The sequence below is a fragment of the Bifidobacterium sp. LH_743 genome (assembly GCF_056355775.1).
Genome location: NZ_JBKESZ010000002.1, coordinates 344,584 through 366,610, shown reverse-complemented (window position 1 = coordinate 366,610; position 22,027 = coordinate 344,584). Strand labels below are relative to the sequence as shown.

The window sequence follows — 22,027 nt, the reverse complement described above, 5'->3', positions numbered from 1 at the left end:
GTGAATCAGGAAACTCTCACCATCATTGTCGCCATCGTCGGTTCCGGTGGTTTCGGCGCGTTCGTCCCGTGGGTGTTGGGCAAGATCGACAATCGACGTGACCCGCTTCATGAGGGCGTGAAGGAGCTTCTGTTCTGCAAGTTGGAGACATTGCATCAGCAGATGGTCAACGATGGTGGCGTCTGCACCGTCGAGGTCAAGCAGACTGCGGAGCGCATCTACAGGGCGTACCACGGTTTGGGTGGCAATGGTGTCGGCACTGAAATGCGGAACGACATTCTCAACGCGCATATCAAGGGGAACTAGACGGTTCCCCTTTTTTGTTTCATACCCCCGCTTTATTCGGGGGTTTTCTTTTATCCAAGGAGGTTTGCTTGAAGATTTTCGATAAGAAGACTCCGAAGCATAAGAGGATTCCGCGTAACATGCGGTTGCCGTTGTCTGCCGCCGCGACGATTCTGTGTGTCGCAATCGCGCCTATCGCATCCGCGAACATGAATGTGATCGACGTGTCCGGTTGGCAGAGCGCTGATGTGACTCGCGTGGTGGATGCTGATGCGGCGATTGTGAAAATCACCGAAGGCAATGGTTATGTGAATCCGTCTTGGCGGAATCAGATTGACTGGGCCAAGCAGACTGGTAAGGCTTGTGGTGGCTATCATTATGCGGATGGCGGCAACGTCACCGCAGAGGTGAATAACTATTTGAACCAGTTCAACGGTTCCGTGGGGCAGTGCGTCCTCGCGTTGGATTGGGAATCCAACGGTAATGCGGCTTGGGGTAATGGTGACTGGGTGCGCCAGTGGGTTAATCAGGTCTATCAGCGTACCAAGGTTTGGCCGATTGTTTACGTGCAGGATAGCGCGGTCTATCAGATTCCGTCTGACGTGCGCAAGCATTGCATGTTGTGGAAGGCGCAGTATGCGAGCATGAACGCTACGGGCTGGCAGTCCACTCCGTGGAACGCCGGTAGCAAGGGCGAGGGCATGGTTCAGTATGCTTCTACCGGCTATCTGAATGGTGTCGGCCCGTTGGATTTGAACCTGTTCTTCGGTGAGCGGGACGCTTGGCAGAAAATCGCCGCTGGTGATCGTGGCAAGACGAAGGCCGAGGTGAAGGCCGACCCGGTGAAGCCGAAGGTCACGACCACGCCTGACTACAACGACATGGCCACGAAGGTCATTCGCGGCGTCTACGGGAACGGCAACGACCGTCGTACCGCTCTCGGCGGCGCTTACGACAAGGTCATGGCGATTGTGAACCAGCGTCTCGGCGGCACTGCTAGCGCTCCCGTGTCCAATGCGAATTGCGGTAGCGTGTGCGTGACCGTGGGCGCGGGTGACACTCTTAGCACTATCGCGGCGCGTAATGGTGGCTCGTGGAATCAGTGGACGGGTTATCGCAGTGGTAATCCGAACATCATCTACGCGGGCGAAACCGTGTGCCGTCGCGGTACGGGAAGTGTTGCACGACAGCCGGTCAGCAACACTTACAGCACGCATCGTTACACGGTGCGCTCCGGTGACACGCTCGGTGCCATCGCCGCCCGTTACGGCGTCAGCTACACGCGCATCCACGGTTATCGTTCGGGCAACCCCGCGTTGATCTATCCGGGCGAAACCCTCTACTGGTGATTGGAGTTTGATTATGGTCGATGAAGTCAAGGAGACTCAGAATGACGGCGAAAAGCCGGAAGAAGAAACTGGCGAAGAAAACAACTACCTCCTGCCGGACAAAGCGTACCAAGTGCTGAAATGGTTGGCGCTTATCGCCTTGCCCGCCTTGGCCGTGTTCGTGCATGTGGTCGGCCCAGCATGGAATCTTCCGTGCGTTGACCAGATTGTTACCACGCTGAACGCGCTTGCTGTCTTGGTTGGCGCGTTGATTGGCGTCAGCGAATTGAAGGCGAAGCATTCCGCCTGAGATTAATTTTCGGGCGTGAATCTCAAACTCGCGTCCGAAAATCAAACTCGTGTGGAAAAATCTAACGCATTTCAATGCTTGTGGAAATTTCTACACCCGATTTTTAACACAATGCCCCTCTCTCAGCATCATGCTGGGGGAGGGGCTTTTCCGCGTTTCGGGGCGTCCTATTCCGCATTTCGGTTGCTTTTGTCACCGTCTCCGAAGTCTATCTGCTGACCGTTTCGGTCATAATAGCGGCCACGGTACATGTCACAATGCTTTTCCCTAATGTAATCCACTACGGTTTGCACGGCGGCATGTTTTTCAATGTCCAACTGTCTTTCATCAATGGTTATCTTCTTCGGGAACTCGTCTTCTGGATGCCAACCATCGTAACCGGCTCCATTCACCACCATTCTGTGCGCGTTGAGCGCGAAACCGTAGCATTCTACCAGTCTCAACGCTTCATCGAATCCTCGCCCGAATCCTTCTCGATACGAAACTGCATCAAGCTCATGCGGCATTGTCATCACCCTTCTGTTCGATCTGCTTCAAGTCTAATGCGGCGTTCATCGTCTCCATTGCGGTCAGTCGTTCTCTCAATCCCGCATGACGGTAGTGTTCGACCATGAGTCGGCTGGAATGTCCCACGATTTCCTCCACCAAGCCAACGTCAACGCCCATGCTCATGAGGATGGTCACGACCGTATGGCGCGTCTCGTGGCGGCTACGGTGCGCCGCGTTGGGTACGCCCGCCTTCTCCAACAGGCTACGGAACTGCGCTATGTCCTCTTCCGGTTCGATGGGGGAGCCGTCATCATGACGGAACAGCAATCCATATGGATTCGGAATATCCTCAGTAGCTTCGAGATACGCTTCCAATGTTTGCGCCAATGCTGGAATGATGGGCACTTTCCTGCCGCGCTTCGACTTCGGTGGCGTGAGACACCATCTGCCCTGCATCTCGATCATGTCGAAGCCGTCTGGAATCCGCCACCGCCATTGAGGGCACGCGGCACCACGTTTGAATCCGCACGGGTATACGTCGTCCCGGTCTGGATTACCGCACCCATGCTCCTTCTTGAGCTCTTCCAGTTTCCAGTTGACGGTGTATTCACCATAGGGCACGCCGTTCAACTGGCCTAACTCAAGGTCTTGAATGGACGCACCCAATATTTCACCCGGACGCATACCAGTGCAGAGTCTGAACCATTCCTTGGCACCATCCCTTATGCCCAGTTCGTTCGCGGCTTGGAGGATGCGTTTGGCTTCGTCCACGGTGAACGCTGTACGCTCGTGCGCTTCATTCTTGCGCGTATCCAACAGGCTAATGTCCTTATCCTTCGGAGTGGGCACGCCGCCCATCGGATTAGTGGGGAGTATCCTGTCAGACACCGCCGCATTGCATATCTGGTTCAACGTCGTGTGGACTTGACGGCGGAGGCTGAGACTAGCCCTCACGCGCGTTTCACTGCCGTTGACCTTCTTCGTTATCTGCAATCCGTCGACGATGCGATCACATGCGCCGCTGGTGAGGTTCGCCAGTTTCTGCCGGTGATATGGTGCGAGATGCTTGCGGACGATGGTTCGATAGTTGGCGAAGGTCTTAGGGTCTGCATCACGCTCTCGACGTGCGAGCCACTGTTCCGCGTAGGCTCCCAATGTAATAGTGCTGGTGTTCGTGCTTCCGAACTTGGCTCGCTCTTGGAGCAGGTCGGCCAGCAGCTTGTTGGCGTCCGTGTATTTTTTCCTCGAATACGTCTTGCCGTCAAGCTTGAACTCGTAGCTTTGATAGACCATCACCTTTCCGTTAGCGAGCTTCTTTTTGCGTTCGACCCGATAGGGGTAGACGATTCCGTTTCTTGCTTGCCTTGACATTTGATTTCCTCCTTGCACCGTCCATTCTCTGACATTCTCAGACTTCCATTTACCCCTCACTTACGGGGTAAGTACACCGTAAGTACGGTGAAACCGTTGGAATGAAGCCGTTTTGCCCAGTCGTTCCAACGGTTAGTTTATCAGAATCTCTAACTGTTAATCGGACGGTCACTGGTTCAAGCCCAGTCGCAGGAGCCATGTGAACTCCCCTTGGAAACAAGGGGAGTTTTCTTTTTTGATAGACTTTGCTTGTTTTTGCGTTTATCCGTCGGCGGAAGCCTTCGTTCCACCAGGCGCGCATGCGTATGATGAACGCACCGGTCAATCAAGCAATGGAAGGAAGTCCATCATGTGCACTGGCGTTCGTTTCTCCGACGATGAGGGAAACATGTATTTCGGCCGCAACCTCGACTGGAGCTTCTCATACGGCGAGAGCATCCTGGTCACCCCGCGCGGCTACCACTATGACAATGCCTTCGGCGCAAGCAGCAAAGATAAGCCGAATGCGGTGATCGGCGTGGGAGTGGTCATGGCGAACCGTCCGATGTATTTCGACTGCGCCAACGAACACGGCCTGGCCATCGCGGGACTGAACTTCCCCGGCTACGCCTCGTTCGCGCACGAAACGGTCGAAGGCACCGACAATGTCGCCACCTTCGAGTTCCCGCTGTGGGTGGCCCGCAATTTTGATTCCGTGGACGAGGTCGAGGAGGCCCTGAAGAACGTGACGCTCGTCTCCCAGGTTGTGCCCGGACAGCAGGAATCACTGCTGCATTGGATCATCGGAGACGGCGACCGCAGCATCGTCGTTGAGCAGATGGCCGACGGCATGCATGTGCATCATGACGATGTCGACGTGCTGACCAACCAGCCGACGTTCGACTTCCACATGGAGAACCTACGCAACTACATGTGCGTCAGCAACGAGATGGCCGAGCCGACCACATGGGGCAAGGCATCCCTGTCCGCCTGGGGCGCGGGCGTGAGCATGCATGGCATTCCGGGTGACGTGAGCTCTCCTTCACGCTTCGTTCGCGTGGCCTACGCCAACACGCATTATCCGCAGCAGAACGGAGAGGACGCCAACGTATCCCGTCTGTTCCACACGCTCGCCTCCGTGCAGATGGTAGAAGGCATGGCAAAGATGGGCAACGGCCAGTTCGAACGCACGCTGTTCACCAGCGGCTATTCGTCCAAGACCAACACCTATTACATGAACACCTATGAGGATCCCGCCATCCGTTCCTACGCCATGACCGATTTCGACATGGACTCCGCGGAGCTCATCACCGCCGTCTGACCTCCGATTCGACGGCTACATTGCTGACGGGCATCGCACGCTCCTGCGATGCCCGTCAGTGCGACACGAGGCTCCTACGGCACGGTCAACGAAGACGGAGCCGACGGCGAACACCATCAGAACGAGACTTTTTACGGTCTTGAGGCAGCATGCTTCTCGAAAACGTAATCCTGAAGGCTCTGACGCGACACGCCCATATATGGACTTCGAGCGCTTGAGGTTTTTAGAGTGCGGGGTATGAGCAATACGACAACCACCTGGCACACGATCCGCGAGGCGTCCATGCTCTCCGGATTGTCCGAATCGACGCTGCGGTATTACGAGCAGATCGGCATCATCGACCCGATAGCCCGCGACCCGAGTTCGGGACACCGCGCCTATTCCGACGAGGATATCCAATCGCTGGTCACCATATCCTGTCTTTCGGCCACGGGAATGCCACTCGAATCTATGCGCGAATACCTTCGGAACCGGTTCGACGGCCCCGAAGGTGCACGCAAGCAGATCGAGCTGCTTGACGCGCAGGCGTTGCGGCTGGCCGCGAAGGCCGAAGCCCTACGAATCCAGCAGGCTTACGTGTCTCTGAAATCGCTGTACTGGCGTGCCATCGCCGATGGGCATGAGGATGAGGCCAAACGCATCCTCGAAGAGAACAGGGACGTCATCGAAAATGTCAAGAAACAGCAATCGCACAAGTGAAGGAGCAATTATGAAAGCGGCGATCTATAAGGGAATCAAACAGATGGCCTGCGAGGAACGTCCGAAGCCGGTCATCGTCGACGACGGCGATGCGATCATCCGTGTGGTCCGCGCCTGCGTATGCGGATCGGATCTGTGGTTCTACCGTGATGGCGGCAGGGCAGTGGACAGCCAGGCCGGCCATGAGGCCATCGGCGTCGTCGAAACCGTCGGCAAGGACGTCACGATCGCCAAGCCAGGCGATTTCGTGATTGTTCCGTTCCCGTACAGCTGTGGCAAATGCCCGGTGTGCAAGGCCGGATTCGAATCCAGCTGCCCCCATGGCGGCTATTTCGGTGATGGGGACGGCATGGGATGCCAGGCCGAGTACCTGCGCGTTCCGGAAGCAGATGGCACTTTGGTCGTGGTTCCGGGAGACGCCAAGACGTTCTCCGATGAGATGCTCGCATCGCTGCTGACCCTGTCCGACGTGATGGCGACCGGCTACCATGCCGCCGCATCCGCCGAAGTGAAGCCGGGGGATACGGCCGTCGTGTTCGGCGATGGCGCTGTCGGCCTGTGCGCCGTGCTGTCCGCCAAGCTCATGGGCGCCTCCCGCATCATCTCCATGAGCCGCCATGCAGATCGCCAGGAAATCGCACGTAAGTTCGGCGCTACCGATTTCGTAGAGGAGCGCGGCGACGAGGCTGTGGCCAAGGTACTGGAGATGACCGATGGGTACGGCGCGGACGCGGTGCTCGAATGCGTGGGGTCGGCGTTGTCGAACGACACGGCCATGAAAGTGGCTCGCGCCGGCGCCATCGTGGGGCGGGTGGGTCTGCCGCATGGCGTCGAAGCCGACATTCCGGGGCTCTTCTACCGCAATGTCGGTCTGCGTGGCGGTCCGGCAGCGGTGCGTACCTACGACATGCGGCGTCTGCTCAAGGAGGTGCTGGACGGCACCATCAATCCCGGCATCGTGTACACCAGCGAATACACGCTCGACGACATCCAGGAGGCGTATGCCGCCATGGACGAACGCAGGACCGTCAAGTCGCTGCTCCGCGTCAGCGAAGTCTGAGCCGCAACCGTCCGTTATCGCGGAGGCGGTAGGATAACCGCAATCCGAAAAACGTGGAAAGGAAGCAATGTTCGAGGAACTGCATAGGAAAATGAACGCGTTCTGGAACAATGACAGGACGCTGTCGCAGACCGATCCGGAATTCGTCAAACTGTTCTCCGACTTCGCCTATGATGAAGTGGTGAATGAACCGGGAGCCAACCATCCCGACCTGGATGACAAGACCCGCTCCTTGGCGATTCTCGCCGCATTGGTCGGCTGCCAAGGGCTTGACGCGTTCGAAATGATGCTGCCGGTCGCCTATGAGACGGGACTGGGTTCCGTGGCCATCAAGGAGATGGTTTACCAAGCGGCGGCGTATTGCGGTTTCGGCAGGATACTGCCGTTCCTGAAGAAGATCAACGATTTCCTCGGCGCGGCGAACGTGCACCTGCCGTTGGAGCCGCAGGGCACCACCACTCCGGAAAGCCGTGCCCAAGCCGGCGAGGCCAAGCAGGTCGAGATCTTCGGAGAGGGAATGCGCGGCTTCGCACAGTCCGGTCCGGAGGAGACCCGCCATATCAACAAGTGGCTCGCCGACAATTGTTTCGGTGACTATTACACGCGCGGAGGTCTCGACACCTGCGAACGAGAGATGATCACCTTCTGTTTCCTGGCCGCGCAAGGCGGCTGCGAGCCGCAGCTTACGGCGCATTGCAAGGCGAACATTGCGGTCGGCAACGACAAGTCGTTCCTGATCGCGGTGGTTTCGCAGTGCATGCCGTATATAGGCTACCCTCGCACGTTGAATGCGATCCGCTGCATTAACGAGGCGGCGCGGGATTGATTCCCGTCCATATGCAGTGAGGGGTCTCCCACCGTGTAATACGGTGGGAGACCCCTCACTGCATATGGGAGCGCGTGACGTACGAAACGATCACTCGCCCCAGACGTCCTTGACGATGGATTGGACGAGGGCGACCTTGGCCCACTGCTGATCCTCGGTGAGCTTGTTGCCTTCCTCGGTGGAGGCGAAACCGCACTGGGTGGACAGGCACAGGCGATCCAGCGGAATGTACTGGGACGCCTCCTGGATACGGGCCTTGATGGTGTCCGGATCCTCAAGGTCGGGCCTCTTGGAGGTGATCAGGCCAAGCACGACCTTCTTGTCTCCGGAAACCTTGGCAAGCGGGGCGAAATCGCCGGAGCGATCGTCGTCGAATTCGAGATAGTAGGCGTTCGGATGCTCCTCGCCAAACAGCACGTCGGCGACCTGGGCGTATCCGCCGGATGCGAACCACTGGGACTGGTAGTTGCCACGGCAGATGTGCGTGTTAACGGTCATTCCTTCAGGGACGGCGTCGATGACGGCGTTGTTGATGCCCGCATACTGGCGCTGGACAGCCTTCGGGTCGCGTCCGAACACACTGTCCTTGAAATCCTCGGAGACCAGCATGCCCCACGTGCAGTCATCGAGCTGCAGATTACGGCATCCGGCATCGAACAGGTCGCTGGCCACCTGGCTGTACGCCTTGACGAGCGCCTCTGCAAGCTCATCATCGTTGGCATACGGATTGGTGAAATCCTCGGCGGCGCCAGCCTGCAGCAGGAACAAGGTCTGCGCGGGGGACGGGACGGTGATCTTGGCTACGGTGTTGTCGTCCTCGAACTGCTTGACGAACTTGAAGTGTTCGATGAACGGATGGTTCTCTCCGGAGATTTCACCGGAAACGGCAGCGGTCTCGGTCACTTCGGAACCATTGGAGCCGTGAACGGCGACCGGATTGGTGCCCTTGGAAACGCCCTGAAGGCCCCACATGAAGTCGAGATGCCAGTATGCGCGACGGAATTCGCCATCGGTGATCACATGCAAACCAGCGGCCTTCTGCTTGGCCACGAGCTCGGTGATCGCCTTGTCCTCGACCGCCTTGAGCTCGGCCGCGTCGATCTTGCCGGCGGTGAAGTCCTCACGTGCGGTCTTGAGCTCGGCCGGACGCAGATAGGAGCCGACCACGTCGGCGCGGAACGGCGCGTTATGCTTGTATGCCATTGGACATTCCTTTCGAAAAACAGTGCTTGAATACCGTAGGAAGTCTACTCGGACGCCTCGAATCCGATGGACGGCGACGCGTGCATACGGTCCGCTCCGCGAGGCGCCTGACGGACTGTTCCAAGGCGCGAGTACGGTACGGCATGGAAGAACATGCACACGGGAAAAGGGGAGTGAGTATATGAACGTACTGACGTTGGCGCAGGCTTGGTGGGCCCAGCACACCATCCATCTCGATCCGGAGCCCACAGGCGAGCGTTCCGGAAGTGTGACCATCGACGGTGCGGAAGGCAGGTCGCTGCGTTTCGTCGCCGTGGGAGATTCCATGATTGCCGGTTGCGGTGTCGACGACCAGTCGGAAGGTTTCACTCCGGCGTTGGCGAAATGTTTTTCGCATACATTGAACCGTTCCGTCGATTGGGAGGCCCACGGCAGGCTGGGAGCGACCATGCGCCGCGTACGATATCGGCTGATGCCGGAAATCGAGGGACAGACCGATCTGATGGTCGTCTGTGCGGGATCGAACGATCTGATGGCACGACGCACCTTGGCTGAATGGAAAGCCGATTTGTCGGCTACCCTCGATGAGGCCAAGACGATCTGCGACAACATAGTCGTGTTCAGCGCCGCCCAGCTATACCGCAGTCCGTCCCTCGGCGCCGAACTGCGCAAGGTCATCGGCAGGATGACCGAAGAGCAGACCGCAGCGAGCAAAGCCATCTGCGAGGAGAAGCACGTCGAGTATCTCGACATGACCCATGAGGACGTACACGCCGATCTTGACTCCTTCTATGCCCATGACCGGTTCCATCCGGGGCGATACGGATACGAATACATGGCGCAGCGAGTGGATGAGCTGCTGGGGGAGTGGCTTAAATCCAATCTGTCCCGCGTCTGATTCGGCGGCTTTCGAATATCGAATACCATGGTGCCATGGTATTCGGCATTCGTGGTTGAATGGTGGGGCAACCAATCGCATTCGAGGAATGGAAAGGCAATGAGCGAATCTCACGATCCCGCAAGCGACAGTATGCCCACGGACAATGCGGCACGTCAGGAAAACAAGCATCAGGGTGCGGCCGTCAAAGCCGCATTGGGAGCGAACATCGGTGTCGCCATAGCGAAACTTCTCGCGGCGTTCTTCACCGGATCGTCCGCCATGCTCTCCGAATCGGTGCATTCCATCGCCGACTGCTCCAACGAGATCGTGCTGATGGCCGGAGGACGTTTCTCCAAGCGCAAGACCGACGGTGATCATCCGTTCGGCCTGTATCGGGCGAAGTATCTCGCCTCATTCGTCGTGGCCACCCTGCTGTTCTTCGTCGGTGGCTTCTTCTCAACGTCCGAGGCCGTGAAGAAGCTTGTCTCCCTTGCCGGCGATCCGGCTTTGCGGGACGTGAACCGGATGGAGCTGCTCGTCGCTTTCGCCGTGGTGGTCATCAGCGCCTGCCTGGAAGGCTACGGACTGCATCAGAGCATCAAGGAGGCCAACGAGCGCATGGAGCGTACGAACACGCCACGCATGGGCGTGTTCCGTTTCTGGCGACACACCAAGTCCGCGGAACTTGCCTCGGTGATCATGGAGGACACGCTCGCATTGATTGGTCTGGCATTCGCCGGTCTCGGCATCGGCCTTGCGATCGCGCTGGACAATGAGATCTTCGACGCGTTGGGCGGTCTTATGGTCGGTCTGGTTTTGATCGTCGGCTCGCTGCTGCTGGCGTTCAAGTCAGGTTCTCTGCTCATCGGCGAGGCCGTGGAGCCGGACACGCGGCGGAAGATCGTCGAGGCCGTCACCAGCACGCCGGGTGTCGAACGTCTGCTGAACATGCAGACCGTGCACATGTCGGAGGATGACATCCTGCTATGCGTCAAAGTGCAGACCAGCAAACTGGACCGTGATTACGACGTCGAAACCGTCGACAAAATCGAAAGGGCGGTGCGTGGCGCGCTACCGTGGTACAGTTTCGAAATCTACGTCGAACCGGATATCTACAGCGCCAAGCATGTGCATGCCTGACATGCGCGTCGGCGAAGACAGCCGTTGATGATGACAATGGCCCCGGACGGAATGAATCCGTCCGGGGCCATTTCGCATATCGGTGGACGTTGATGACTTTTACTCCTCGGCCACCAGATCCAGATAGGAGTCGTTCCACAGGTCCTCATCGCCATCCGGCATGAGCAGCACCCGTTCCGGGTTCAATGCTTCGACCGCGCCTTCATCGTGGGTGACCAGCACAATGGCACCCTCGTATTTGGCGATGGCCTTCAAAATCTCGTCGCGGGACGCCGGATCCAGGTTGTTGGTTGGCTCGTCGAGCAGCAGCACGTTCGCGCGGCTCGTCACCAGTGTGGCCAACGCCAGACGTGTCTTCTCGCCGCCGGACAGCACGCGTGCCGGCTTCAGCGCGTCATCACCGGAGAACAGGAACGATCCAAGGATGGAGCGCGCCTGCGTGTCGTCAAGTTCCGGCGCCACGTGGATCAGGTTCTGCAGCACGGTGGCGTCGAGGTCCAACGTGTCGTGCTCCTGCGCGAAATAGCCGATCTTGCATCCGTGTCCGTATTCCACGGAACCCGTGTCGGGCTTCTCCAAATGGGCAAGCAGGCGCAGCGTGGTGGTTTTGCCGGCACCGTTATAGCCCAGAATCACCACGCGTGATCCCTTGTCGATCGCTAGGTTCACTCCCGCGAACACGATGTTCGAGCCATACGCCTTGGAGATGTCCTTCGCCATGATCGGCGTGCGTCCGCAAGGCGCCGGCTCCGGGAAGCGGATATCCGCCACCTTCTCCTTCTTCTGCGCCTCGGACGTGTTCTCCAGCAGTTTCTCCGCACGACGCATCATATTCTGCGCGGCCACGGCCTTGGTGGCCTTCGCGTGCAGACGGATACCCTGCTGCATCAAACGCTCGGCCTTCTTTTCGGCGACCTCGCGTTCACGGCGACGACGTTCCTCGTCGACGACGCGCTGGTGCAGGTAGGCCTTCCAGCCGAGCGAATACATATCGATCTGGCCGAGCTGCGCGTCCAGATGCCACACCTTGTTCACCACTTCATCAAGCAGCTCGGTGGAGTGAGAAATGACCAGGAATCCGCCTTCGTACTTCTTCAGATAGCCGCGCAGCCATTCGATGGAATCCGCATCCAAATGGTTGGTAGGTTCGTCGAGAATCAGCGTGTCCGCGTCGGAGAACAGAATGCGAGCCAGCTCGATACGACGGCGCTGGCCACCGGAAAGCGTGCCCAGCTGCTGGCTCATCACATCCTGCGGCAGTCCGAGGCTGGCCGCCATCGCGGTCGCTTCGGACTGCGCGGCATAGCCTCCGGCCTTTTCGAAATCCTGCATAGCCTTGTCATAGCGGTTCATCGCCTTGGTCATGACGTCTGGATCGGGATCGGTCATATCCTTTTCGGCCTTGCGTATTCGTTTGATGATGCTGGCGATGTCTCGCGCGCTCATCATGCGGTCCAGCGCGGTCTGCTCCGGGTCTGCGGCATGCGTGTCCTGCGGCAGATAACCGAGCTTTCCGGAGACGCGAACCTTGCCTGCGGTCGGCAGCATATCGCCGGTGATCACACGGGTCAACGTGGTCTTGCCGGCGCCGTTGCGGCCGACTAGACCAATCTTGTCTCCCTTGGCAACGTGGAAGTTGGTAGGATGCAGCAACGTGCGCGCGCCGATCTGAATCTCAAGTCCCTGCGCCTCAATCGCCATGCCGTGACACCTCTAGTCTTTCGTATTCCTTCAAAAATCCTGCAAACGCCAATCGAACATCATAGCGAACACCCGCAACCGTTCCCTTTCGGCTCATGTCTCATCTCCGAGCAGGTGCCGTAACACGGATTCGCGATGGTTGATGAAGGTCCTGGTGATCCGATAGCTGTCCGTATCCTCGTAATCGCAAGGATGAACGCCAGTTTCGTCAAATGACAGAATCTCCGCATCCGGCAGGCCGAGCAGAATCGGCGAATGGGTGGCGACGATGAATTGCGATCCGTCGTCCGCCATACGGCACATACGTTCCAACAAGGTCAACTGCCGTTGTGGGGAGATTGCGGATTCCGGCTCGTCCAAGAGATAGAAGCCTCGTCCCGTGCGGGACAGGAGTATCTCCAGGAATCCTTCGCCATGCGACATCTCATGCAGACGGGCAAGTCCTCCGCCATGATCATATTCACGAGCCTGCGTCGCCAAGGTGAAGTAGCTTTCCGCGCGCAGAAAGAAACTTGATGGGCCAATCGCATGCCGACGGTATATCGTCATTGCTTCGGCGAGTTCGGATGTGTCGTCGTACGTGCTGAACCGGTAATTGCGGGTCCCACCTTCCGCGTTGAAACCACAGGCGACGGCGATGCCCTCCAGCAAAGTCGATTTGCCACTGCCATTCTCGCCGGCCAGAAAGGTGACATTCTTGCGGAATCCAAGTTCGTCAATCGAACGCAATGAGGGAATTCGACTGACGTATGAATCAGTCAGCATATTCCAATCGATGCGCAGCCCCGACACAATCAGATCGTCCATACTTTTCACGAAACCACACTTTCATATCCGGCAGAGCCGACCTACAGACCGGTGGCATGGCTCGATGCGCGCAACGGCTCCACCGGTCTCATATTTTCCTACGTGCCATCGCCTTCTCAGATTATAGGATGGGCCGTGGGAAAGGCACATATATCACGACGACGTTGTGGATGAAACGAATTATCCAATCGCGTGATTGATTCGCTACAGTGGTTTCGGAACCATTCAGGAGGGAAGAAGCATGGCAAAGGCTTTGATTGTGGTGGATGTGCAGCCGACGTTCTGCGAAGGCGGCGAACTAGGCGTGCAGGGAGGCAATGCGGTCGCCGAGCGTATCGCGGATTATGTGAACGCGCATCGGAGCGAATACGCATATATCGCGACCACGCAGGACTGGCATATCGAGCCGGGAACCCACTGGTCCGAACATCCTGATTTCGTGGATACTTGGCCGGTGCACGGCAAGGCCGGAGCCGCCAATGCCGAACTGCATCCCGCCATTGCCGCATTGAACATCGAGCATCATTTCAAGAAGGGTCAGTATTCCTCCTCATATTCCGGTTTCGAAGGCTTTGAGGACAACACCGACCGCATTCCCACCCGCGAAGAAGTCTCCGCCGCCATGGCCGCGGGCAGGACACTCGCCAACGGGTTGAAGACCGCGGGCATCACACGTGTCGATGTGGTCGGACTGGCCGAATCGCATTGCGTCAAGGAGACCGCTCTCGACGCGAAGAAGCTGGGTTTCGAAGTGCATGTCATCGAAAACCTGACCGAACCGGTCAGTGAGGAACTTGGTATCGCAGCCCGTCGGCAGATGAGCGAAGCCGGCATCATACTCGACTAATCGGCTCCAATCAGCAGATGCCAATCCGACCCCCGATTTAAATCCTCCCAAGCAGATGACATCCGGGCTGCGCGGAGACGAGAAGTCAATCCGTGTGGTGCGGCAGGAGGACGTATGATTGCCCTTGTACCAATGCCGGAGCCAATCATCATCGTATGATTCCGATGCCTCATGGGGTATGATACAAGGTTTTTAATATCCTTCGTCAATGAAAATCCAGCCGTGTTCCGCCTGCGTGGAACCGGGATCCCACGCGTACCAGCTTCCCCAACCATTTTGGGACGTGTTCTGCGAGCCCGCACGGCAGGAGATGTCATTGGACAGGTAGATCACATTGTCCATCCCATATTTGTCGATGGCCGTGGAAATCGACGAACTGCCGCCGGAAGCCGTGACGCTATGTTCGTCGGCAAGCAGCGCGTCTGAACGCTTTGTGTCATATCGGACGGCATCCACACGGCAGCCGTTCCAAGATTTCAGCCTGGCAATATCCGCTTTCACCGCGTCGTCGATCTGGGACTTGTCAAACGCGCCTGTCGCGTTGATGCTGATCCGAACGTGACTGACATCGGCTGGACGCGACGGCAGGTAGATGAACCAGTATGCGGTGGCAGCGCATGCCAACGCGGCAATGATGACCTTCATGGTCTTCGCGGCTCGCATAGCCCCCCCAAACATGTTTCGTCAAACCATATGTCAGATACGTGACAAACGGAATGAATCTCAAGGATGGTGTTTGGCCACAGACCTATACGCACGACGCGACACGCCGAAGCTTGCATGTTCACCACCGCTCCTGTATATTTTCTATTCGTTGCCCACCACGGTGGAAAACATGCGGACATAGCTTAGTTGGTAAAGCGCAACCTTGCCAAGGTTGAGACCGCGGGTCCGAGTCCCGTTGTCCGCTCGATAAACGAAAGGCTCCCAGTTGGGAGCCTTTCGTTGTTTTGTTGAATCGGCTCGACAGGTGCGACATGTCGAGCCGATTGGCGGCCTGGGTATGACGCGACCACATATGGAAAAACGTTTGACCACGATGCGGACGTTTCCTTGAATCGAACGCGTTTATGAGTCAGACTTGTGATTGTTCCACGGATGTTGGCAAAGTCGCCAGGGGGTGTGGAACGAACGGAGGTATATAAGGAAATGAACGACAATATTGACATTGACACCACTTTCGTGCCGGATGATTCCGCCAGCCATTCCTGGACGGAACGGGACAGCGAACTCGTCGAGGAGTATGCGGCCCAGCTCATGGCGATGAGCATCTGACCGACGCGAGGCACGCAAGATATAAGGAAAGGCGCATGACCCGTTTTCCGGATACAGACGGAACGGATCATGCGCCTTTCCTTATCCGTATAATCCACGACAGGCGAAACACCGAAATGCCACGGGGAAGACAACATATGGGATAGGATTCCCGACCGGAGCGCACAACGGATCAAAGAAGGAGACCCATGACGGCGAACACGAGGCGGAAAGGCGGCATTGTCAGACAGATGCTCAGCTACGGCGGTGTATCGGCGATGCAGACCTTCGTGGAATTCGGCGTATTCGCCATACTGCAGCTAATCGGTCTGTCGTTCCGTCTGGCGAACACCGCCGCGGTCTTCTGCTCCGGTACTTTCAACTACGTTATGAATCGCAATGTCACCTTCAAATCATCGTCGAACTATGCGCGTTCCATCGCCATGTTCGTGGCCATGTACTGCTGGAACCTCTTGTTCTCCAATCTGATGATGGCTTGGATTCCGGGACTGCTCGGATGGCCCACCATGGTGGTCAAGATCGTCACCATGGGCATGCAGGCCATCTGGGGGTTCCTGCTATGCCGTTACGTCATCTTCAAATGACATCGCAGTGGAGAAACAGTTCTCACGCCGTGAATCACGTCTCCATGGCCGCCGTTCCCTTACAATGGGTTACGCATAGAAAAACCAAGCTGGGGGAAGGAAGGTCGTCCGTTGTCAGATGTGAGACGGGAAATGGAACGGCTCCGACCCGTATACGAAACCGGCGTGCTGCGATTGCTGCTACGTGGCAATTCCATGCTGTACGTCGCGCTGCTGCGCTCGACGTTCGATCCGCTCACCGGCGAACTGCCGCGCGAAATCGTGGAGGAACGCTTCGCGCGCAGTCTGGCAAGGCTCACGGAGACCGGCGACTACACACCCAAGGATGGGCAGACGAACGCAGAGGCCGCGCACGCGATCCTGTCCCAGCTGACGAAGGAAGGCGAAGGCGACTACGCTTGGCTCGCCAATTCGCTTGACGTCGCCTCGCACCGCTACCTGTACCGTCTCACGGCGCGAGCGCACCGCGCCATCGAAGCGCTCGACCGGCTTGAGGACACCACCAAGGCGCTGTCCGGCGCGCAAGCCAACAGCATCATCATGGAAATCGAACATGCGCGCATGCAGCTGACGGCCGACCCGCATGAACGCATCCGCCTGCTGGAACGCGACATCGAGGAGAAACAAAAGCAGATCGACGAGCTAAAGCACAGCGACACATTGGATAAACTCACCTCACAGCAAGTGGGCGACATCATCGGCGTCATCCACAACACATTGCGAGGCGTTCCGATTGATCTGCGCGAACTCGCGCTCGAGGAACGCGACCATGGCGACAACCTGCGCCGCAGCATGCAATCGGGAACCATCAGCGTTGAGCAGGCCCTCGGCACCTACCATGACGCATATCACAAATCATTCCACGAATCCGACAGCGGTCGACGGTTCGAAGACGCGTTCCAAGTAATCGTCACCGATGAAGGCCGGCGTGAAATCGACGACGCGGTACGCGACATAGCGCAGAACCCATATCTGGAAGGTGAACCGGGCATCCTACTCACCCAAGTACGTGCCGAACTCAACCGCATCTACGAGGGTATCGAGGACGTACGCAGACAGATCCGCATATCCGACGAGGCCGTGAGCCGGCTAGTACGCCAGCAGACCGACACGCATTACCGCACCATGCTCGACAAACTCCACAGACTGTTCGTGCAAACTAACGACGACGCGAAAAACCATCCCGGTTCGGCGGAATTCCCGTACCATACGGACACCGGCATGGCGCAGTTCCAGGCATTGCCGTCGCGTCCGGCGAAATCAATGGTACGTGCCACAACCGCCAGTCTACAAGACGCGCCCACAACGGGAATCGACGCGCCCGACCTCAAAACCATGGTCGAGATGTGCGGACCAAGGCTGACGCATATGATTTCGCTCATCAGTCACGATCCGGTGAAGACGTCAGACGGCATGTTCGTGGATATCGCAGCAAGCTTCAACAGGCTGCCACGCGCCGAACGACGTGAAAGCGAACTGATAGGATTCCTCAGCGCCATGCGGGCACAGGACGGTTCGGCGAACGTGGCATGGCATTGCGTATCGATTGACGGTGGAGAACGTGTATGGCGCACCAGACCGGTTCTCGCCAGCGAATCGACGCTTGATGGCATCATCGAGGAAGGATGAGCATGACGGATGATATCGACGACCAAGGTGCCGGCGCCGAAATGATTGATGGCATGGAACCCGAACGCCCATCGGAGGAGCCTACCGCACCGCAGACCACGCCGGCGCTGTTTGACGGCGACACCGGAGACATGCCGCTCGAGGCGCGCAGGGCCGCGATCGCGCTCAAACGCGAACGGTATATCGACGGCAGCCTTTATGAGCGCGCGTGCGAATACCGTGAGGCCGTAGAGCGTTCGTTGAACAACGACATGCTCAGATTGGTAGACAACACGAAATACCGGATTATGTACGCGTCTCCCGTCACCGATTCGGAAACGAACATCCGCGCGCTGAAAACGCGTGTGAGCCTCACCCGGGAGGAGGCCGCCACGCTTGCGGCCCTGCGTATCAAGGTGCTGGAGTATGAGAATCAGAAAGCCGAACCCGGAGACTGGCTCATCAGCTTCGACGACATTCGTGCGATGCTCGCCACCGGTGCGGGATTCCTTGCCGCCAGCAATGACGAGGAGGGCACGGCGAAGAAGATCGCTTCCATCATCTCGCGCATGCGTACCTACGGATATCTCGCGGATGCCGGCGAGGAGAACATGTATGTGCTCACTCCGCTAGTGCCGATGGTGCTCGACCGCAACCTTGCCGACGAATGGCTTGGCTCCGGGAAGATGGATGACGCTGGCGGCATGGACGATATCGAGACCGAAGGCTTGTCCAATTTTGACGATGAAAATGACATGGCCGATTCGAATGGGATTCCGGCATCCGACGTCAAACAGGACGCGTTCGACTTCGGCATGGCCGATGATTTCTTTGATGGAGGGGAAGACCGATGACTGAAGACGGCATGAAGATCGTTTCTGACCGGTGGATGCTGCGGAGCCGGCAGATTGTCAACTGGGGCTCCTACGGCGGCTACCACGTGTTCCGCCCATCCATGGACGCGGATATGCCGGTGACCTTACTCGCTGGAGCCAGCGAATCGGGAAAATCCACTCTCGTCGACGCTCAGATCTCTCTCCTGTACCCCTCCGGCACGCCTTATAACAAGGCGTCGAACTCCGGACGCTCGGAACGCAACGATTACACGTACCTGCGCGGCATGATCGGTATAAGTGACGGCGATGACGGCGAGACTCCGATCTTCCTGCGCGGCAGGGATGCGGACGGCAAACCACAGAACATCTGGGGTGCGATTGTCGACACCTATGTGAACCGTAGCGACGGCGGCATACTGTCGTGCGGCAAATTCCTGTACCTGACCGCCGGTGACGGGCCAGACGGGCTGCGTCGTCAGTTCATCACACACAACCAGCCCATCGACCCGCGGCTCATGGACCAGCATCGGAACGCGCCATTCACCAGAAGCCTGATGGAACAGACATATCCGGGCTGCACGACCCATGTCAACGCAGCCGTGTTCCACGCCTCCATCTGGCAAGATATGGGATTGAGCGCCGAAGCCTGTCGGCTCCTGCACAAGATACAATCCGCCGACGCGCCTTCAAAACTCGACGACATCTTCAAACAAGGCGTCCTCGACGTGCCGGAATCCATTCGTCTCGCCCGCGAAACCGTCGATGACTACAACCGATTCAGCGAAAACTTCCATAGCATGGAGGAAAAAGCGGCCCGCGTCGCCATCCTGCAGAACATTCAGACACGCTACGGCGAATACGCCAAACAACTCAGCGAGCGACGTGACTACGAGCCCGTCAACCCGGATAACGAACGCGGGGAGGCCACGCTCGCCGCATGGACACGTTCACGCATGGCCAGCGAAGTGCGTTCCGGACTGCCTGCGGCGCAGAACAAAGCGGAGGAATCGCAGGAAGCCCTCAATAGGGCGCACCAGCGCATCGACAACCTCGACTCGCAGATCGAAGCCGTCAAGGAGCGCATCCGCGGCATTGATGGCGGCAGCCTGCAGCAGCTTGGCAAAGATCTCGAACGCGCGCGTCAGGACGCCGACGAGGCCCGCCGTCAACGGCACGACATAGCCGAACGGTTCGAACGCATCGAAGGCAAACTGCCCACCGATGAACGTACGTGGGACCTCAAGCGCGCCGCATTGACCAAATCGGCCGACACGTATGGCGAACGATTGGATGAGGCTCAGGTTAAATACCGGCAGCTGGTGGGGGAGTTGCATGACAGGCAACGCGAGCGCGACGTGCTTCAACGGGATTACCGTCGCAAACTCGACCACAGGACGCGCATCAGCGACGAGATGGACGATGCACGCACGCTGATCGCGCAGGCGACCGGCTTGGATGAGACACAGCTGCCGTATGTGGCGGAATTGATGGATGTGAACGAGCATGACGAACGGTGGCGTCTGGCGATGAATGTCACGTACGCGCCGATTGCGCAGACCATACTCGTCGACAAACGATACGAACAGGGATTCGCCGCGAAGGTCAGCACCATTGATCCGACACGTATGACACGCCGCACATGGCGTTTCGTCGACACGGACACGCGGTACGAGTCCACCCGCAATGAAGGATGGATGTCGTCGAAGCTGCGGTACAAGGAGGATTCGCCATTCGTCGGATGGCTGAAGCAGCAGACGTCCTCAGATCGTTTCGACGCGCGTTGCGTGGACGCCATCGATGACATGGACCGAGATGAACGTCAGGTGCAGGTCGATGGGCAGATCAAATCCGGCAATCGCGGCTTTCATGGTGTCAAAGGCATGCATCAGGTCATCGGCTTCATGAATGAACGCTACCTGTCCGAGTTGAAACGCCAGCTTGACGAGGCTGAGCATGCTGCGGAGGACGCCGACCGGCGCAGTCGGCAGATGGCCAATGCGATCGCCCTGCTGCAGGACGAGCATGAGCTCGCCCGTGTCATAGCCGACATGCCGTGGAGCAAAATCGACGTGGACGGACTTGAAACGAAGGCGGAGCAGATTCGGCGACAAATCGAACGAATCGAAAGCAATCCCGAACTGGGGCAATTGCAGGATGAACTGAAACGTCTTCGACAGCAATCGGACGTCGAAAGCAAGAACAAGTTTCAGGCCGAGGCCGACTTGGAAAGCGCCCAGCGTGCCGTCCACGCCGAGCAGGCTTGGCTCGAGGCATACGGCGACGCGGATTTCGACGATTCCACGCTGTCCGACATGGTATCGAATCTCCTGGCCGACGCGTACGAGAACTGTTTCGGCACGTCCGTGCACTTGCAGGACCGTCCTCAACTCATCGCCGGTGGCGCCGATCGTGAAGGGTCGATGCCATTCGACGCGCGTGTGATGCGCAACATCGGACGCATCATACGCATGCGAATCCAGGAGGCCGACGAGCGTGCCAGCAAACTACGCGCCGACACGGAAACCGCCATGGGCGATTATCTCAGGCGCCATGCCGCCGAGGACGACACCGTCACGGCAAGCGTAGAGGACTACCGGTATTACCTTGATGAGCTCAACATGCTCAACATGCTCGTCACCCGCTCCGCAACCGATGAGGAGTACGTGAACAGTGTTGAAAAACTGTATATGAGCTTCCAGCAGCTCAACCGTGCGCTCGATACCGACGAGGAGAGCGTCAGGGAGCAGCTTATCCGTATCAACGGCATGCTCAAGGATCAACAGTTCGGCCCACGTGGAGGTAGGCTCTCGCTTGGCGTGAAGTTCGGCGACGCCGACCGGCAGTTCAGAAGATCATTGGGCGGCCTCATGTCGAAACTGGATGATTGGACCCGTAACGGGCGTGACAATTCCATGGAGACCCGCAAGGCGTTCAAGGGCTGCGAGCCATTCATCGGCAGGCTGCAGGATGAACTCGGCAACATCCATGACACGAACGGCATCAAGGAGTATGGCGCCCGCAATCTCGATCCCCGTGTGCGCAGCTCGTTCTACGCAACCGTGCATCATGATGACGCGCCCGACGAACATATCAGCTCGACCGGCGGCAAATCAGGCGGCGCGTTGCAGGAACTCACTTCGTTCGTCTACGGCGCGGCCCTGATTTATCTGCTCGGCGGCGATTTGACAGGTAAGCCCACCTACACCACGCTGTTCCTGGACGAGGCCCTCATCAAAGCCGACGGACGCTACACCAAGCGCGCCCTCACCGTGCTGCCGCGACTTGGTTTCCAAATCATCGTGTCCGCTCCGGAAAGCAAAACCGCGGAAATCCTCAGCATCGCCAACAAGGCGTACGTGGCGTACAAGGACCCGTCCACAGGCAACTCGTACCTGCAGGAGCTCGACCGCGAAAACGCACAGGGCGAATCTCAGGACCCGGGCAAAGACACGGCACCATCAATGAAGGAGGAGTAGCC

Annotated in this window: 21 protein-coding genes and 1 tRNA gene; 16 read left to right on the top strand and 6 right to left on the bottom strand. The window is 58.0% G+C overall.

Going from position 1 to position 22,027, the window contains the following annotated elements; genetic code table 11:
* The 3 genes from AC1ATL_RS04815 to AC1ATL_RS04805 all read left to right on the top strand — a co-directional run bounded on the left by AC1ATL_RS04815 (nucleotide 1) and on the right by AC1ATL_RS04805 (nucleotide 1,923).
* Entirely contained in the window at nucleotides 1-306 is a 306-nt protein-coding gene (locus tag AC1ATL_RS04815; protein WP_476568899.1) for a hypothetical protein, read from the top strand.
* Between the two features lie 68 nt (nucleotides 307-374).
* Entirely contained in the window at nucleotides 375-1,634 is a 1,260-nt protein-coding gene (locus tag AC1ATL_RS04810) for a GH25 family lysozyme (RefSeq protein ID WP_476568897.1), read from the top strand.
* A gap of 13 nt (nucleotides 1,635-1,647) precedes the next feature.
* Nucleotides 1,648-1,923: a phage holin gene (locus tag AC1ATL_RS04805; RefSeq protein ID WP_476568895.1), complete on the top strand. Its 276-nt coding sequence runs from the start codon at nucleotides 1,648-1,650 to the stop codon at nucleotides 1,921-1,923.
* Nucleotides 1,924-2,090: 167 nt separating this feature from the next.
* On the opposite strand, the gene AC1ATL_RS04800 is transcribed toward AC1ATL_RS04805, so the two are convergent.
* Nucleotides 2,091-2,429: a hypothetical protein gene (locus tag AC1ATL_RS04800; protein ID WP_476568893.1), complete on the bottom strand. Its 339-nt coding sequence runs from the start codon at nucleotides 2,427-2,429 to the stop codon at nucleotides 2,091-2,093.
* Nucleotides 2,419-3,783: a tyrosine-type recombinase/integrase gene (locus AC1ATL_RS04795; protein WP_476568891.1), complete on the bottom strand. Its 1,365-nt coding sequence runs from the start codon at nucleotides 3,781-3,783 to the stop codon at nucleotides 2,419-2,421. The genes AC1ATL_RS04800 and AC1ATL_RS04795 overlap by 11 nt, the downstream gene beginning before the upstream one ends.
* 349 nt (nucleotides 3,784-4,132) lie before the next feature.
* On the opposite strand from AC1ATL_RS04795, the gene bsh reads away from it, so the two are divergent.
* From bsh to AC1ATL_RS04775, 4 genes are all read left to right on the top strand, one after another.
* Nucleotides 4,133-5,083: a choloylglycine hydrolase gene (gene bsh / locus AC1ATL_RS04790; RefSeq protein WP_476568889.1), complete on the top strand. Its 951-nt coding sequence runs from the start codon at nucleotides 4,133-4,135 to the stop codon at nucleotides 5,081-5,083.
* A gap of 237 nt (nucleotides 5,084-5,320) precedes the next feature.
* Nucleotides 5,321-5,782 (top strand): MerR family transcriptional regulator, encoded by a 462-nt coding sequence (locus tag AC1ATL_RS04785; RefSeq protein ID WP_476568887.1) that lies wholly within the window; start codon nucleotides 5,321-5,323, stop codon nucleotides 5,780-5,782.
* Between the two features lie 10 nt (nucleotides 5,783-5,792).
* On the top strand, nucleotides 5,793-6,842 hold the full coding sequence (locus tag AC1ATL_RS04780) for a zinc-dependent alcohol dehydrogenase family protein (RefSeq protein WP_476568885.1): 1,050 nt from the start codon (nucleotides 5,793-5,795) through the stop codon (nucleotides 6,840-6,842).
* 67 nt (nucleotides 6,843-6,909) lie between these two features.
* A complete protein-coding gene (locus tag AC1ATL_RS04775) occupies nucleotides 6,910-7,668 on the top strand; it encodes a carboxymuconolactone decarboxylase family protein (RefSeq protein WP_476568883.1) in 759 nt (252 codons plus the stop codon).
* Nucleotides 7,669-7,758: 90 nt separating this feature from the next.
* On the opposite strand, the gene AC1ATL_RS04770 is transcribed toward AC1ATL_RS04775, so the two are convergent.
* The gene (locus tag AC1ATL_RS04770; protein WP_476568881.1) at nucleotides 7,759-8,871 is read right to left on the bottom strand and encodes a 5-methyltetrahydropteroyltriglutamate--homocysteine S-methyltransferase; all 1,113 of its coding nucleotides are present in this window, start codon (nucleotides 8,869-8,871) and stop codon (nucleotides 7,759-7,761) included.
* 181 nt (nucleotides 8,872-9,052) lie between these two features.
* Here AC1ATL_RS04770 and AC1ATL_RS04765 point away from each other — a divergent pair, with 181 nt between their 5' ends.
* Together AC1ATL_RS04765 and AC1ATL_RS04760 are read left to right on the top strand one after the other, a co-directional pair.
* Nucleotides 9,053-9,769, top strand: a complete 717-nt coding sequence (locus tag AC1ATL_RS04765; RefSeq protein WP_476568879.1) for an SGNH/GDSL hydrolase family protein — start codon at nucleotides 9,053-9,055, stop codon at nucleotides 9,767-9,769.
* Between the two features lie 99 nt (nucleotides 9,770-9,868).
* Entirely contained in the window at nucleotides 9,869-10,891 is a 1,023-nt protein-coding gene (locus AC1ATL_RS04760; protein WP_476568877.1) for a cation diffusion facilitator family transporter, read from the top strand.
* A 99-nt stretch (nucleotides 10,892-10,990) separates the two neighbouring features.
* On the opposite strand, the gene AC1ATL_RS04755 is transcribed toward AC1ATL_RS04760, so the two are convergent.
* Both AC1ATL_RS04755 and AC1ATL_RS04750 read right to left on the bottom strand, forming a co-directional pair.
* Nucleotides 10,991-12,592, bottom strand: coding sequence for an ABC-F family ATP-binding cassette domain-containing protein (locus AC1ATL_RS04755; RefSeq protein ID WP_476568875.1), 1,602 nt, complete (start codon nucleotides 12,590-12,592; stop codon nucleotides 10,991-10,993).
* Nucleotides 12,593-12,685: 93 nt separating this feature from the next.
* A complete protein-coding gene (locus AC1ATL_RS04750; RefSeq protein ID WP_476568959.1) occupies nucleotides 12,686-13,399 on the bottom strand; it encodes an AAA family ATPase in 714 nt (237 codons plus the stop codon).
* Between the two features lie 241 nt (nucleotides 13,400-13,640).
* Between AC1ATL_RS04750 and AC1ATL_RS04745 the strand changes: the two genes are divergently transcribed.
* On the top strand, nucleotides 13,641-14,246 hold the full coding sequence (locus AC1ATL_RS04745; protein ID WP_476568873.1) for an isochorismatase family protein: 606 nt from the start codon (nucleotides 13,641-13,643) through the stop codon (nucleotides 14,244-14,246).
* Nucleotides 14,247-14,438: 192 nt separating this feature from the next.
* Here AC1ATL_RS04745 and AC1ATL_RS04740 read toward each other — a convergent pair whose 3' ends face one another.
* Nucleotides 14,439-14,909: a hypothetical protein gene (locus AC1ATL_RS04740; protein WP_476568871.1), complete on the bottom strand. Its 471-nt coding sequence runs from the start codon at nucleotides 14,907-14,909 to the stop codon at nucleotides 14,439-14,441.
* 174 nt (nucleotides 14,910-15,083) lie between these two features.
* On the opposite strand from AC1ATL_RS04740, the gene AC1ATL_RS04735 reads away from it, so the two are divergent.
* The 6 genes from AC1ATL_RS04735 (at nucleotide 15,084) to AC1ATL_RS04710 (ending at nucleotide 22,025) form a co-directional block, all read left to right on the top strand.
* Nucleotides 15,084-15,156 (top strand) — tRNA-Gly (locus AC1ATL_RS04735).
* Nucleotides 15,157-15,395: 239 nt separating this feature from the next.
* Entirely contained in the window at nucleotides 15,396-15,521 is a 126-nt protein-coding gene (locus AC1ATL_RS04730; protein ID WP_272944582.1) for a hypothetical protein, read from the top strand.
* Between the two features lie 188 nt (nucleotides 15,522-15,709).
* Nucleotides 15,710-16,105: a GtrA family protein gene (locus AC1ATL_RS04725; RefSeq protein WP_476568869.1), complete on the top strand. Its 396-nt coding sequence runs from the start codon at nucleotides 15,710-15,712 to the stop codon at nucleotides 16,103-16,105.
* 132 nt (nucleotides 16,106-16,237) lie between these two features.
* Nucleotides 16,238-17,734 carry a DUF3375 domain-containing protein gene (locus AC1ATL_RS04720; RefSeq protein ID WP_476568957.1) on the top strand — a complete coding sequence of 499 codons (1,497 nt, stop codon included), beginning with the start codon at nucleotides 16,238-16,240 and terminating at the stop codon, nucleotides 17,732-17,734.
* A 53-nt stretch (nucleotides 17,735-17,787) separates the two neighbouring features.
* Nucleotides 17,788-18,567: a DUF4194 domain-containing protein gene (locus AC1ATL_RS04715; protein ID WP_476568955.1), complete on the top strand. Its 780-nt coding sequence runs from the start codon at nucleotides 17,788-17,790 to the stop codon at nucleotides 18,565-18,567.
* Nucleotides 18,564-22,025 (top strand): ATP-binding protein, encoded by a 3,462-nt coding sequence (locus AC1ATL_RS04710; protein WP_476568867.1) that lies wholly within the window; start codon nucleotides 18,564-18,566, stop codon nucleotides 22,023-22,025. Before AC1ATL_RS04715 ends, AC1ATL_RS04710 begins: the two co-directional genes overlap by 4 nt.
* Nucleotides 22,026-22,027: the final 2 nt, after the last annotated feature.